The organism is Serratia sp. 4542 (genome assembly GCF_016805595.1).
GTDB lineage: Bacteria > Pseudomonadota > Gammaproteobacteria > Enterobacterales > Enterobacteriaceae > Serratia > Serratia nevei.
In genome coordinates this window covers 107,096-122,238 of sequence record NZ_RXKV01000009.1, presented here as the reverse complement: position 1 = coordinate 122,238, position 15,143 = coordinate 107,096, and the positions used below count along the sequence as shown (strand labels likewise).

Here is a 15,143-nt window from a genome sequence, read left to right as displayed (position 1 = left end):
AATGCGCCCACCGCGGGAGAACCGACGTCTGTGGGCGCCACAAAAAAGAGGCTGGCGGTTTAATTTCCGCGATTTCAATCTACAACGCTTTACTCCTGGCCCATCAGCGGGTCGCTGACGCTGTGCTCGCCATCCTCCAACCGGCCCGCCAGGCGGCGCAGCCAACCTCCCGGGCCTTGCAGCGTAAAATCGTACCAACCGCCGCTGGCGTGGGCGTCAAACCTCTGTTGGTGACTGCCGCCCGCCGGCAGCGTGATGCGCCACGGGCCCTGCTGCGTATAGGGGCAGCGTTCGAGGGTAACCGCTATCGCTTCGGTGCCCGGATTGTTCAGCTGCAGCTGCAGGCTGCGGCCCGTCGGGCGCAAACGCACCTCCGGCTGCGGCCGGTTCAGGGCGCCGCGCAGTTCACGATGAAAGCCGTTGGGGCCGAGCAGCCACAGATGGTACTCATCCTCCGTCTGCCAGTCGTCGCTGACCGCCTTGCCCGCCTCGACGGTAAAACGGCGCGGGATCTGCGTGAGGTCCCGCCGATCGTAGACGTGAAACACTGCTCCCTGCTCGCCGGTATTGAACAGGTTCAGCGTCACGCGGCGCTGTTCGGCCGCGACGGTGGCCTCGACGTGCAGCTGGTAGGGCAGCGCGCGGGAAGGGCGCGCCAGGCGGCGTTGGTGGGGCAAACGCTGGTGGACAGGCGATGGCAGCGGTACCTGCGGCAGCTGTTCCTGGCGCTGGCGCAGGCCATCGGCGGCGTGGCGGCTGGTGGCGGGCAGGCTCGGCAGCGCTTCGCCGTTAGGGTCGACGAAGTTGAACGCCGAGGTGAGATCGCCGCACACGGCGCGGCGCCAGGCGCTGATGTTGGGTTCATGCACCTGAAAGCGCTTTTCTAGGAATTGCAGCACCGAGGTGTGATCGAAGACCTGCGAATTGACCCAGCCGCCGCGGCTCCAGGGCGACAGCACCAGCATCGGCACCCGCGGGCCGGGGCCATAAATGCGGCCGTCCGGCGGCGGTTGATCCTGCGAACCGGGCGGCGCCACGTGCTGGAAGATCTCGGTGTCGAACGGCACCGTCGATTTACCGGCGAAGCTGCCGTCCTCGCGCAGCGACGGCGCGGAAGGCGAAGGCATATGGTCAAAAAAGCCGTCGTTTTCGTCGTAGTTGACCAGCAGGACGGTTTTACTCCACACCTCCGGGTTGTCGGTCAGCGCGTTGAGGATCTCTTGGGTGAACCAGCCGCCCTGCACCGGGCTGGAGGGATCGGGGTGTTCCGAATAGGCCGCCGGCGCGATGATCCAGCTGACCTGCGGCAGTTTGCCCTGCTGTATGTCGGAGCGGAACCCGGCCAGCATGGCGTCCAGATCGTTGCCGTCGGCGGCCGGCAGGGTGTTGCCGTTGCCTTTGTACAGCGGTGCGGCCTCGTTGAGCGCATCGCGATAGGGCACGAAGGCGTTGAAGTCTTTCGGCGGCCGCGCCGGATTGCCCACCTGAATGCTGGCGGCGCGGTACTGGCGGAAGCCCGCCAACGGGTTGTCGGTAAAGTTGTCCGGCAGGAATTGATACACCTTCCAGCTGACGCCGCTCGCCTCCAGCCGTTCCGGATAGGTTGTCCACTGGTAGCCGATCTCCGCCGGGCCGGGGCTGTCCCATTCGTTGACCACCACCGCCACGTCGGCGGCGGACGGGCCGTTGGTGCCGGTCCAGTGGAACAGCCGGTTGGTGTTGGTGCCGGCGTGAATAGCGCAGTGATAGGCGTCGCACAGGGTAAAGGCGTTGGCCAGCGCGAACTGGAACGGCAGCTCATGCTGGCGGTAGTAGCCCATTGAAGCCGGCGTTTTGTAGGTGGGCCAGGCGCTCATGCGGCCGTGATCCCAGGCGGCTTGCTCATCCACCCACGAATGCGGCGTGCCGGTGACGCGCTGGGCGTTGCCGCGTTTGCTGTCCAGGTGGTAGGGCAGTACCAACCGCTCGGCGCCCTGCTGTTGCCAGACATGGCGATCGCCGGGCAATGGAATGGTAAAACGATCGCTGAAGCCGCGCACGCCCGGCAGGGTGCCGAAGTAGTGGTCGAAAGAGCGGTTCTCCTGCATCAGGATCACCACGTGTTCGACGTCGCGCAGGGTGCCGGTGCGGTTGTTGGCGGGAATGGCCAGCGCTTTGCGAATCGAGGCGGGCAACAGCGAGAACGCCGATCCGATGGCGGCAGCCCGCAGGATGTCTCTGCGTGAAAGGTCAGGCATGCGTCGTTAATCTCCGTCAGTGTGCTTTGAAGATAGCCGCTGACGACGATAATGGCGAAAAATAACAGGGAGATGAAAGCGAGGGAAACAATGCTCCCTGGCGGGAGCATTGCGGGGATAACGCTTACTGTCTGATCAGGCGACCGAGCGCCGGCGCCGTTTCGAAATCGCTGCGGAAGGGGTTGATATCCAGGCCGCCGCGGCGGGTGTAGCGCGCGAACACGCTGAGTTTTTCCGGACGGCAGCTTTGCTTGATGTCGTTGAAAATACGCTCGACGCACTGCTCGTGGAATTCGTTGTGCTGGCGGAAGGAGATCAGGTAGCGCAGTAGGCTTTCGCGGTCGATTTTGCGGCCTTCATAGCGGATCACGACGCTGCCCCAGTCCGGCTGGTTGGTGACCAGGCAGTTGGATTTCAGCAGGTTGGAAGACAGCGTCTCCGACACCGGTTCCCCTCTCTCGGCCGCGCCGCTCAGATATTCCGGTTTGAAGGCGAAGTCGTCGACCGCGATATCCAGATCGTCGATGTTGATGCCCGGCAGGCGGTCGATCTGCGCCGGGTAACCTTCCAGTCCCGGATAGAGCTTGACGGTGACCTGGCCGTTGGCCGCCTGCGACAGATCTTTCTGCATGGCGGCGCTCACCTGTTCCACGCTGTCAAAGCGCGTTTGGTTGAAGCTGTTGAGATACAGCTTGAACGATTTGGACTCGATCAGGTTCGACGAGGAATGCGGGAAGGTAAATTCGCCGATGCCCACCACCGGCTTGCCCTTGGCGTTGAGCCAGGACAGCTCGAAGGCGGTCCACAGATCAAAGCCGCTGAACGGCAGCTGCCGCTCGTCCACGCCGATCAGATCGCGGCCGCGCGCACGCGGCAAGGCTTCGAGCAATGCGGGAGCATATTGATCCGGATAATCGGAGTTCGCGCCAAGATGGGTGATCTTATCTTGCTTTTGGATATGCATATTCATTGCCCTTTGCTTGTTCGGTATTGATGTAGCGGTTAAACAGACTGCGGGTGGCGTAGATTGGCCCGACGCCCAGCAGGGCGTAAACCACCTTGATCAGGAACTGCGACAGGATCATGGTTTTGATGATGTCCCAGCTCAGCACGTTGTAGAACGCCAGCGTACAGAACACCACGCTGTCGATGGCCGAAGCCACAACGGTACTGGTGATCACGCGCACAAACAGGTAGCGGGAGTTGGTCAACTCTTTGATTTTGCAAAGCAGGTAGGAGTTGACGTTCTCGGAGATCAGATAGGCCGCCGACGAGGCCACCAGCACCGCCATGATGCTGTGCACGATGCCGTTGTAGGTCTCGCTGTACTCCCACTGCGGAATGCTCGGCACCAGCGTCGTTACCCAGACCCCCAGGACGAAGGTCAGGTTGGCGATAAACGAGATGATAATCGTGCGCCGGGCCAGCCGTAATCCATAGAATTCGTTGAGGATGTCCACCAGAATGAACGTGAGCGGGTAGATGAAGATCGCCGGCGGCGTGATGAGATTCAGCACCGGGATTTGGATCGGCTTGACGCCGCACAGCGTTGAGAAAATATAAATCACGCTGAGCGCCACGGTAATAATCAGGTAGGCGTACCAGGAGCGTTCGTGGCGATCGCTGAGCTCGTAGGCGGTTTTTTGTTTGTTGTCGCCATAGAGTTTGCGGTACAGCGCCTGCAGCTCGTGCCGGCTCAGATCTTCTGATATTTCGCTGTCGGCCAGCTCATTCAGCCCCATGGTAATGGTTTTGCCGGTGGCCAATACCATGACATTGGCCGCGATGGTGCCATGTCGGGTGAAGCCCAACAGCTTGAACTTCTGATTCGGTTCCATTTATAACCTTTCTCCAACGATATAACCCAGGAATTGCACGGTGTCCTGAGGGCGTTTGTCCATGCTTTCGCTGTCTTTGTCGTCAACCACAAAGAAGCCGCTTTTTCCCGAGTGATACAGCAAAGGTGAATCGCAAATCAGTACCGGCGGGCGTTTGATGATGATGACTTCGCCGGGAATAAATGACCCTTTAATTTCGGTCTCTATTTTCATTGCCAACATGTTCGACTCATCGCCGAAGAAATAAGTCAGAGGAAACTCGGTGACCAGCTGCCCGATCTTGCGCTGCGAGACGGCCAGATAGCGCGACTGCGGGATCACCGGGATGGCGGAAGGGTTCTTGTTGCCCTCGGTGGACAGCGTTTCGTTGAGCAGCTCCAGTTTTTCCAGATCGTAGTCTTCGATCTCTTCACAGGAGACCCCGAAGAAATCGGAAATCCGATTCACGGTGGATTGCTGAACGTTGTTCACTCTTCCGTCAAGAATTTTGTAGAGAGTCGTGCGCGTCAGGCCGCTGCGGTTGGAAAAGGAAGCCTTGGTTTCACCGCGGGTACGCATCAGATATTCAATATTTTTAATGATGTTGATTTTGCGCTGTGCGTTGGTGGTTTTCATCGGCTGTCCTTACAAACATTACGCTGGCTTCACTATATCTTACGCGTCGGCGTTGTCCAGATAAAAAGGCGCTGAGGGGGAGGTAACAGGCTGATTATTGGTGGTAATTATTGTTTCTTGTCAGCCGTTTAGCGCAGTGATGTTAGCGCAGGCGATCGGGGTGACCTGCAAAGATGATAAAACTGTGTAAATCAATTGATTAGCTTTTGCTTATGGAAAAGTGAACACAAAAGCCAATTTTATGTGTACTTTTATGTTGACCAAAGCCGATTTCATGAGCTACTGTTCATTCAAGCTGAAGTTTTTCTTTATGATCAAAACACTGAAGCCAACGATTTTATAATAAAAAACTCAGAGGGGGCGCTGCCACACTCTGAGCCTAATAGATAGCTTGCTACCGACACCAGGGACCCTAACCACGATGGCCGTTTGTCCTCGCGATCGGCCCATTCTTTTCCGTTACGCCCACCTTTCCTGAGCATAAACACTCCCCCGTCACCGGAGGAGTGCATTAACTCATGGGCGAAAATCAGAGCGACTTCTGTGAGGCCAGCGGTTTTTGCGCCCGGCTGAAGGCCAGTTTGAGCACCCAATACAGCAGGCTGGCGGCCACCAGAGAGTTGATGGTCGGTACGCCCCATTCGGTCGCCAGACCCACGGCGCCACCGGCGATGCTGGCGACGATCGCCGCCCAGCCGATGGTTGGCGTCTCGTTTGGCAGCTGGCCCGTGCGGCGGCTCTCGTCCAGGATTTTGCGGTGGCTGCGCAGCAGATAATAGTCCACCAGCATGATGCCGATAATCGGCGGGAAGACTACGCCAAGCACCGTCAGGAAGTCGACAAAGCGGTCCAGAATGCCCAGCACCGACAGCGTGGTGCCCAGAATCCCGATCACCAGAGTGGTGTAGGTGTACTTCAGCTTTTTGCCGGTGATGCCTTCCACCGCGTTGACGATGCCCAGCGAAGAGGAATACAGGTTGAGATCGTTGACGCGCAGGGTGGAGAACACCACGACCAGCAAACCGGCGCCGCCGGCTGCTTGCGACATGATGGTGACCACATCGGCGGTGCCCAGGGTTTTGGCGATCAGGATTGCCAGACCGTTCACCACGAACTCGCCGGCGATGATGGTGAAGATCGTGACGCCGAGCACGTGCTTGCCGTTTTTGGAGTAACGGGTCAGGTCGGGCGTCATCAGGCTGGCCACGATGGCGCCGCCGACGACGATGGTGATGCCGGCGCTGATGGTCAGCGGTTCACCCGGCGGCGCCAGCTGGATGATCTCCTGCAGGTTATGCCCGGTCAGTGCGGTCACCGATATATAGGCCACCAGCATGATGAACATCGGCACCGCGATACGGGCGGCGATGCGCAGCGCTTTGAAGCCGAATGCCACCAGGATGGTCAGCAGCGTGCCCGAGAGCCCGGCGGCCAGGCCGAAGCCCAGCTTATTGCCGAGCGCGAAGTCGAGCGACTTGGCGAAAATGGCGTTCTGAATGCCGAACCAACCCAACAGGCTGACGGCCACCACCACGCCGATCAGCACCGACCCCAGACGGCCGAAGCCGCACCAGCGCGCCAGCAGGCTGCCGGAAATCCCTTCGCGCATGCCCGCCAGCCCCAGGCCGTAGGTCACCACGCCGAAGATCAGGCTGCCGACGAAAATGGCGGTGAAGGCGTCAAGCAGCGTCATGGAGTTGCCGAGCACGGCGCCGAGCATGAACTGGTCCAGCGCGGTCAACATGCCCATATGCACGATGGCCACGCTTAAAAACGAAACTCTTTTATCCTGCGGCACCCGGGTGAGCGGATAATCTTCGATCTTTATCACGGTGAGATCTTCCTTGCGGTTCAAATAAACTGAATGCCTTTGGTTATCAGGCGATCGGGAATGTAGTTATCCAGGTTGGCGTATTTGCAGTACTCCTCAAATTGCTGCTGAGTATGCACGTTGGCCTTCTGGTAAATGTTATAAATGCGGTTTTCGATGGTCTTATTGCTGACGTTATAGATTTTGGCGATCTCTTTCACCGTAAATCGCTGAAGCATAAGAAAAATGACATCGAGTTCGGCACGGGTGAACATCTCGTTATTGACTTCGGTGGTCAACACGCTGGGCTTTTGCTGATTGATGTATTTCAGCGGCGACAGGCTGTTCATCGGCTTGGCGTTCCAGATCACGCCAATCACCTGTTTGTCATCGTTGTACACCGGCAGCTTTTCGCTGATAAACGGCGTCAGGCTGTCTTTGCCGTACCAGTAGTGCGTTTCTATGACCGTGACCCGATCGCGCGCCGCTTCGGTCATCTTGTCATGCTCGATAAAGTCGGCGGCGGAGTCGGCCCAGTCGGCGGGGAATTCGTGGTCATATTTGCCGGCGACGTCGAAATTCAGCGGCGTATTGGTATAGAGATAAGCGGCGCGATTCATATAAAGGTGGCGGGACAGCTGGTCTTTGATGCCCCAGGGCTCGCTCAGGTGCTCCATCATGGTGATGAGGCCCTTAAAATAAGATTCATTATTTTTATGCGATGAACCCATACCTACCTCTGCGCCGCTCAGGCCGCGTTACAGGCTTTTAGCCAGGTAATGGCGGGTGTGGCGATGCGCGTAGTCGCCCAGCTCGCCGTAGACCCGGTAGCCCAGTTTTTCGTAGAAGCCCCGGGCCTGGAAATCGAAGGTATCGACATAGGCCATATGGCAACCGCGCTTGCGGGCTTCTTCTTCGGCCAGTTGCATCAATTGGCGGCCGTAACCACTCTTGCGACACCGCTCGCCGACCCACAGATACTGCACTTCCAGGCCGCCCCACCAGGTACGTGCGACGAGGCCGCCGACGATCTGCTGGTTGTCGTCGGTGACGGTCAGAAACAGTGGGTGAATGTCTACGGGCTGGGTTTTATGGTTGTGAGCCCAGAGGCTGTCGATAACGAACTCTTCATCCTGCGGGTTGGGTTTGTCGGTGATATTAATATTCATTTTTAATATAATTCCCTGATTTAATTATTCAAAACTGAACTAGGCACTTTCGCCTCAACCGCTTCTAATATCACTTCCGTTAATGTATTTCAAGGGTGGTTTTCACCCTTTTCCGCCGGGTGAGGGGGCGCTTATAGTAGGCGTCACAGGGAGAAGAAAATAGTGAAACAGGCGGTATTAAAACGCTGAAATGCCCTGCTTACACCATCTTTTCCTACTTGCGCCTCACCAGGGCCCCACCGGGAAAACTGCAGTACTGTATGGCTCCACCGGATAGAGCAAGCTCACTTGCCGACGGGGGGAGCCACTTTGTTTTTTGACGCGCCCACCCGCGCCCGCCACTCGCTGTCTTAGATATTAAACACTCTTCTCATCAGAAGATATGCGCCGCAGATGAAAATGTGGCCGATACCTTCTGATCCGCTGATTTAGTTCTCTGTTATGACGCTGCTCAGCGCCGGCTCGATGGCGGCATCCAGCATGGCGCCGTGTCCTAAGGCCGGCCACTCCCGATAGCCGACGGCGAGACCGTCGAGCTGCGCCAGGTGTTCGGCCAATAAACGCGTTGCGTCCGCCGGCAGAGCGGGGCTCTTCACGCCGGGCGGGGCCGCACGATCGCGTTCCGCCAGGCCAACCCACAGTTGCAGCTTCGCCACCGGCGCCGGGCGTCGCGCCATCATCTGCTGCGCTTCTTGCAGGATCATGCCGTTGCCCCACCACAGCGAGGGTTCCACGGCGATGTAGCGTTGGAAGGCGGTGGGATGGGTGAACAATGTGTGCAGCACGAAGAGCCCGCCATAGGAGTGACCCCACAGCGTTTGCCGCTGCGGATCGACCGCCAGTTTGGCGGCGATCGCCGGTTTGATCCGAGTTTCAATCAATTGCAGGAACGCATCCGCGCCCCCGCCACCCCGCGGCGGTTGCTTCAGGCCCGCCGGCAGAGGGAGCGTATAGTCGTAGGCGCGGCCGGCGGCATCGATGCGCAGATCGTTGTCATAGCCGATCATCACCAGCACCGGCGGCCGCTTCGCCGCCGCCAATTTGGCCAGCAAGGCGGGATTCAATCCCATCAGCACTGCATTGCCGTCGAGGAAATAAACCGTTGGATAGCCGTCAGGCGCAGGGGCCTGGCGCGGCTGGGCGATGCGAACGCGGTAATGCCGTTGGCCGTCGGCGGAGGTGAAGCGCAGATCGCTGAAACGGTAATCTGCAGAATCGCTATCGGCAACGGTAGTGCCGATCTTGCGTTCCAGGTTGGGCCTGGCCAGCACGGAGCCCGGCAGCCAAAGGCCGATGGCGAGCGCCAGAAGCGCGGAGATAAAACGCCGGTTGGACAAGAACATGCGGATCAACATCCTTGTAAAAAGCCGATAGTAGCATCCGTTCGGGGCCGGCAAAACCTACCTTTAGGGCGGGCATTCCGACGGCGAAGTGCGGCCGCAGCCCACAGAGGGCCGCCAGTTGCTTTGCCGGGTTAATAGCAACCCCTTGTTATTATTGATAAGTCAGGAATAACAAGGATTACAATTAATTAGAAATGGTTATGATTTTTGTGGGTGAGCAAACGGCGAAGAAGGGTGAAAACACACGGTTATCAACGTTGTTTAGCAAAAAAAGCCCTATAAAATAGGGCAAAGACACACAACAACACCAGGGAAACTTTCCGGTATCTTATATTATAGCTTCCTATACATATAGAACATTTTATTATAAATATGTAAGTGATTCTTATTAATCGCTCAATACCATTGTTTTTCAAATGGTTATGCAGCCTGGCTGAGGTATTGCCCTTGGGGCTGGTGCGGATAGCCAAGGGCGGGAGGCGGAGATGTTGCCGTCACGGCGGAAGAACGGGCGAGAGCCTCGGCCCGATAACCCTCAAGGCAATGCCGACCGGCAGGCGGCAAACGTGCCGGCCGGTATTTCTGCTCAGGCGTGGCCGAGCTTCACCGTGGGGCCAGGTGAAAATCAGTGCTGTTGCAACGTCAACATCTCGCCAAGCAAAACATCGGTTGGCGGCAGGATATCCGTATCCAGCCCGGCGGAGGGGGTAAAGGTCAATTCGCCGAAAATGATCTGGCCTTTGGAGATGTAGAAATCAACGCGAACAAACTCGAAGGGCGCGGACAAGCGTGAGGCGTAGTCAAACAGCTCATCGTAGCCTTCTGGCTTCACGAAGGCGTCTATTTCTTCCTGGCTCAAGGCCAGGCAGTCATCGCTGTAGCACAGAAACTTGAAATCTTTGTCAAAGAAGTAATACTTCGGCGACCCGGTATCTCTGCCGACACACAGCAACGTGCAGTAGGGCACACCGCGGAAACAATAGATTTTATAGTCTTCAGGCCCGTAACCATTGGCCGATTCGATATATTTCTCCCCAATGATCTTTTTTTGTATCCCTTTGTAGTTGAGCTCTACATAGGTTTTCCAATAATCGTCTTTCATCCAGCCATCGATCAATTTTTTGGCGCTCTTGATATTCAGCAATTTTTTATTCTGGCAAATAAGGTTATATCCGGAACCGTGATTCCCTTTGATCACAAACTTATCCGGTAATGCGTCCCACGGAATATCGTTCACTGAATCGCAGGCAAAGTACAATTCATTAAGGATCTCTTCGCACCCTTGATCTTTGATGTACTGTCTTACCGCATATTTATCTGCACACTGCTTCACCAACGCATTGTGACTATAACCATTCAACTTCAGGTGATTGATCTTTTCATTCCAGGTGGACGGCGCCTGCAAGTTCAACGGTTTGCCAAATGCTTTTTTGTAGAGCAATCTGGCCTTGAATTCGGGAGCCAATACGGCCAGCTGCTTCGTAATAAATTTAATGACTTGTCTTTTCATATCCGTAATTCCATCAAAGCGTAGTGACAATGATTAAGACGTTCTTGTATTTAAAACGCGTGTGGCACGCTTTCACTGCGCCATTGAATGGCCGTCGGCGTGGTTCCCAGATCAAATGGCTTGCGGTCTAACGCCCGATTAAGAATCCGGGCCGATCGCCACGCCATCAGGCTCAACTGCGGATCGGCGATGCCGTGATTGTGCATACTGGCGTTCATGGCGAATAAGCAGTTCTCCGCCGGGCCTTCCCACTCAAAGGTAAAGTCTGGGGCGATGCGGTATTCGCCATCCGCAGTGGTCAGCAGGCGGTGGGCCAAAGGTTCAAGGAACTCTGGCGTGGCCGTCTGATAACCGGTGGCAAAGATCACCACGTCCGCCTTGAAGGCTTCCTCACCGTGATCGAGATGATGACGCGTTTCGAGTTGGTAGGCGTTATCCAGCGTGTGTTTCACGGCCGTCAGCGAACGGCTGGGCAGCAGGCGCACCCATAATTTCTCGCGCAGAACATCGAAGCGGTGGTACATGGCGCGATAAATCGCCAGCAGCGATTCACTGGTGATGCCGTCTGAGGTCATTTTCTGTTCGGCCAGCATATGCCGCTTGGCCGCGCTATCCAGCGAGTAAAAGCTCTCGACGTAATCGGGCGTGAAGTATTCGTTGGCAAAGGCCGCTTCATCGAGCGCGTTGTAATTGTTGCGGCGCGATATCCAGTCGAGCTGTTCCGGCTGCCCCCATTCCCCTTTAAAAATATTCAGGAACAGATCGGCGCCGCTCTGGCCGCCGCCGACGATCGCCACGCGCTTGCCGGTCAGATCGGGGTTGCGCAGCATCATTTCGCTGGCGTGGAAACAGCGATCGCTTTGCGCCGTCACGCAATCCGGCAACTTTATTTTCTTGCCTATACCAATGCTGACGTGTTTGGCGTGAAAGACCTTATTCGAGGTGGTCACCACGAACTGGCGCTGCCGATCGTCGAACTCGATCCGCTGAACGTCTTGGTTAAACGCCAACGAGTCCATCCCGCCGGCGGCCCAGGTGAGGTAGTCGGCGAACTCTTCACGCGATGCGGTGCGCTGTTCTGTCGTCAGAAAACGATAGAACTTTCTGTTTTTTACCAGATAGTTGAGAAAGCTGTAGCGATTGGTGGGGGCAACTGCGCTCACCAGGTCTTTTAAAAAGTTGGTCTGCATGCTGCAATCCGCCAGGATCATCCCTGGGTGCCAGGAGAAATGAGGTTTTCGCTCCAGGAATTGCCCCGTAAACCCCTCTATTTCACTTCCTAAGGCCGCCAGGCTAAGATTCGACGGGCCAAGGCCAATGCCGATGATATCCAAACGCTGATTCATTAATAAGCTCCAGTATAATGAGAATAATACCCAGAAATACGGCTGCAGATAGGGTGGCTTATAGCAACCAGGCTGCCTTTTTCTTATAAGTAAGCTTCACGAATTAAATTTAATTAAAATCTGTACGGGCCAGAAATACCGAATTTTTAAATGCCCGTTTAGAATTAGGTAGCGCATCAGGTAAAGGCTACGGGCGTATTTCTTTCCATGAAAATCCCTATGAAAGCTTGCATGTGGTTTTAATGATTATTCCTAAGTAAAAATCCGATATCCCTGAGTCTCGACGCCATGAAAACGATCGCCTGAAGCGGCTACCCATCGTATGGGTTCTCATCTGATTTTCTGGTGTATGTGCCAGCCGGCGTTCGTTTTGCATTTCCGGGATCGGGTGTTCGTTGCTTAGAATAACCCTAAAATAGGCGCTGAGAAGGTGAAATAACGTGATATTAGAATCAGGGGGTATTTTGAAAAAATGAAATTAAAAGTGAAATTATGAAATCAGTTTATTATACTTCTTTTTTTACATTTTAATTCAATGGGTTGAATGCTTGTTCATAGCTGCTTGTTGAGTGAATGAGCAGGGGGGGGGGCCTGAGGAAGAGGTTCCCTTACTTCGTCGTTCTCATCCTGAATCAATAGAATTCGCCCCCTGTGAGCGTTAAGTGATAGGACAAGAAGTGTTCATGCCATATACAAAATGTGTTGCGCGTTTAGTGAACATCGACTCAATGCCAATGGGCTCTCAAAGAGGAGCGGCTACCCCGCGTAAGGCGATTGCGCTGATATAAAGGCCTGACTTGCTACTATGCCATCAATGGCAAGAAGGATGGGAAGATGCTGATGTTTCGGCTATGTACCGAACTAAGAGTGGGTCTAATAGAGCGATTATGAGGTTCTTAATCGATAGCCTAATTATCTTAGATGAGATAACTTCTCCTTAGGCGAGGCGAAAAAATTTTTTCTGGGTGTTAACAAACGACTCTATGTGCTGAAACTTGCAAAGTTAGATGATGGCAACCTTGTCATGTATAACGGCAGGATGCCAGAGAGGCTTTGTTCCGCGCCTAAAAAATAGGGTACGCATCCCATAATGTATCCACTATGGGATGGGGTTGATGGAACATAATTGAAGATTGCAAGGGCCTCTTAATGGGCCTCTTCTTGTTATGTCTCTTTGGTAATAAAAGCTTACTTGTCTATGGAGTATAGACCACTTCGCAAGGTGGGTTGCCTGTATTCTCCCGGCAAGAAAAAAGCATTCCTTCGGTAATCTGTTTGTTATCCTGCGTGATCCTCCCGTAGTAATAGACTTTTTTCCACATTATCTCGAGCGGCTGCTGCATCATTGGCGGCAAGGCGGCTAATTTTCTTTACACTGGCGCTGGCCACTGTGGCACGACTCAGCCGAGCGTGCAGGGCTGCGTGATTGGATATAAGTGCTTATTGGGGAAACAGCACGACCCGATGGAAGAGCTCGCCTCTCTCAATCAGCTTTGCAGAAATAGCTGGTTGGGCCATTAGCGCCAAGAGTGATTCAACATCTCCAATGATGCGTAACTCTAAAGTATTGGTTAACTCACCATTATCGGAGAACGCTGCTCTTAACGTATTTTCTTCCGTGTAAAACTCATTGGGTGCAGAAGATGCAGAAAAGCGTTCATCTTTCCAGATGTGGCTGTCCATGATGAAGTTTTTCCAACCTTGCTCTCTCAGTTTCTCGGTAACATAGGTGAGTCGAAATAAGTCCGATTGGGTGATGAGGGGGTCAGTGCAGGATCGCCACAGGTATTGCAGTTTTTCACGCAGCTTGCTGGCGGGGCCTTTTCTCCGTCCCTGCTCAAGCAGGAGTGCAATATCAATGGCAACACATTTTGGAAACCGCTTTTGTTTTTGAGCCGTAGCCAACCAACGAACCAAAAACAGATGTTCAGTCAACGGCGTACTGGCAACGCCTTCCTGGCGAGCAATACCCAGCCCAACAAGAGCACAAAAGGCCAGATGGCTCAGTGCTGATAGTGTAATTTCGGGGGGATTGCTTTGCATAGCAGTCTGCATCTTCGTCCCTATGATTTCAGTCCCTCTGACATCCTTGCCAGCGTAATAGTGTTACCCGATGCTATCATGAATTCATAAGAAAATCTTACCAAAATGAGCGTTGTGACAACATGCCTGGTTTGTGCGAAATGCAGCGCCTCTATCGCAGACTCGGGCTCCTTACTGGAAGGCTACTCTTTGCTTGTCGGACACTCTCTCCGGGGCAAATGCTTTGGCCTGACGTTAAATGATATCGAACGGTTAAATATATATAGAGAGAGTTTATCTATAACCACTCAAATAATAATTATGATTAATATTATTTGAGTGGGTTGCTAATATGTCCATTCTGATTTATTTATTGTCCATTAAACGGGCCGCCTGTTTTATTAAAGGTAAATCTACCATCGAACCTCCGATCTGGAATGCATAACTCTCTCTGGACTGTTTTAACACTTCTTCAGCCCATTTAATTTGTTCCTCAGTAGGGCTAAATGCTTTGGCAACCACATCGACTTGATCCGGATGAATACATAATTTCGCACTGAATCCAAGAGATCGGGCATGGCAGCAATCCGTTAACAACGTTTCGGGCGTACAAAATTCGGGGGTGACGCAATCAATAGGGGGCGGTAGGTTGGCAAGCCGTGAAGCCACCACGATACGACTTCTCGCATAGAGAAGTGCCTCAGGTGTTTGCAGACAATTAATATCGTGCGAATAATCTAAAGAGCCGAACGCTAATCTGACCACACCGCTACAGGCTATACTCTCACAGTGATACAATCCTCGCGCCGTTTCTATGATGCCGATAAAGGGTAGCCTTGATATTCCGGCATTAAGCCTCGACTTCAAATGGTTTATCGTTTCACTGCATTCCAGTTTTGGCACCATCACACCCGTAATCAATGGCTTATTTAATGAATTGAGTAAACTGATGTCGTCATCAAATTCCTTGTCGTTTGGATGATTTATCCGGATATATATTCCGGTTTTAACGCTGCTCTTATTAATTTTATGTAGCCAACTCAGAACGTTATCGCGCCCAAGGGGCTTTTCGTTCGGATGAACAGCATCTTCAAGATCAATAATGATCGCATCGGTACCACTGGCCAACGCCTTCGAAAACATTACCTCTTTATTAGCAGGGATAAACAAATAGCTAATCTCTATACTCATACCTTGTCCGCCTAAGTGATTGATATAAATTGATTCTCTCATCATGGATTACAGTTATGAGA

Annotated in this window: 12 protein-coding genes; all 12 read right to left on the bottom strand. The window is 54.0% G+C overall.

Annotated elements, in window-relative coordinates; genetic code table 11:
- Positions 1-89: 89 nt before the first annotated feature.
- The 12 genes from EKL15_RS11290 to EKL15_RS11235 all read right to left on the bottom strand — a co-directional run bounded on the left by EKL15_RS11290 (position 90) and on the right by EKL15_RS11235 (position 15,081).
- On the bottom strand, positions 90-2,237 hold the full coding sequence (locus EKL15_RS11290) for a phosphocholine-specific phospholipase C (RefSeq protein WP_100395902.1): 2,148 nt from the start codon (positions 2,235-2,237) through the stop codon (positions 90-92).
- Positions 2,238-2,361: 124 nt separating this feature from the next.
- The gene (gene queF / locus EKL15_RS11285) at positions 2,362-3,201 is read right to left on the bottom strand and encodes an NADPH-dependent 7-cyano-7-deazaguanine reductase QueF (RefSeq protein WP_060441065.1); all 840 of its coding nucleotides are present in this window, start codon (positions 3,199-3,201) and stop codon (positions 2,362-2,364) included.
- Positions 3,179-4,075, bottom strand: a complete 897-nt coding sequence (locus tag EKL15_RS11280) for a queuosine precursor transporter (RefSeq protein ID WP_019453032.1) — start codon at positions 4,073-4,075, stop codon at positions 3,179-3,181. Before EKL15_RS11280 ends, queF begins: the two co-directional genes overlap by 23 nt.
- Positions 4,076-4,690, bottom strand: coding sequence for a helix-turn-helix transcriptional regulator (locus EKL15_RS11275; RefSeq protein ID WP_004937341.1), 615 nt, complete (start codon positions 4,688-4,690; stop codon positions 4,076-4,078).
- A gap of 529 nt (positions 4,691-5,219) precedes the next feature.
- A complete protein-coding gene (locus tag EKL15_RS11270; RefSeq protein ID WP_049198549.1) occupies positions 5,220-6,521 on the bottom strand; it encodes a cytosine permease in 1,302 nt (433 codons plus the stop codon).
- A 20-nt stretch (positions 6,522-6,541) separates the two neighbouring features.
- Entirely contained in the window at positions 6,542-7,231 is a 690-nt protein-coding gene (locus EKL15_RS11265; protein WP_100395903.1) for a PAS and helix-turn-helix domain-containing protein, read from the bottom strand.
- Between the two features lie 27 nt (positions 7,232-7,258).
- A complete protein-coding gene (locus EKL15_RS11260) occupies positions 7,259-7,669 on the bottom strand; it encodes a GNAT family N-acetyltransferase (RefSeq protein ID WP_100395904.1) in 411 nt (136 codons plus the stop codon).
- Between the two features lie 428 nt (positions 7,670-8,097).
- Positions 8,098-9,012, bottom strand: a complete 915-nt coding sequence (locus EKL15_RS11255; RefSeq protein ID WP_100396076.1) for an alpha/beta hydrolase — start codon at positions 9,010-9,012, stop codon at positions 8,098-8,100.
- Positions 9,013-9,637: 625 nt separating this feature from the next.
- Positions 9,638-10,522: an ATP-grasp fold amidoligase family protein gene (locus EKL15_RS11250; protein ID WP_100395905.1), complete on the bottom strand. Its 885-nt coding sequence runs from the start codon at positions 10,520-10,522 to the stop codon at positions 9,638-9,640.
- Between the two features lie 50 nt (positions 10,523-10,572).
- Positions 10,573-11,868: a lysine N(6)-hydroxylase/L-ornithine N(5)-oxygenase family protein gene (locus EKL15_RS11245; protein WP_100395906.1), complete on the bottom strand. Its 1,296-nt coding sequence runs from the start codon at positions 11,866-11,868 to the stop codon at positions 10,573-10,575.
- Positions 11,869-13,308: 1,440 nt separating this feature from the next.
- A complete protein-coding gene (locus EKL15_RS11240; protein ID WP_157800471.1) occupies positions 13,309-13,911 on the bottom strand; it encodes a DUF2913 family protein in 603 nt (200 codons plus the stop codon).
- A gap of 345 nt (positions 13,912-14,256) precedes the next feature.
- Complete coding sequence (locus tag EKL15_RS11235) at positions 14,257-15,081, bottom strand: CoA ester lyase (RefSeq protein ID WP_060423102.1); 825 nt, start codon at positions 15,079-15,081, stop codon at positions 14,257-14,259.
- Between the last annotated feature and the right edge of the window lie 62 nt (positions 15,082-15,143).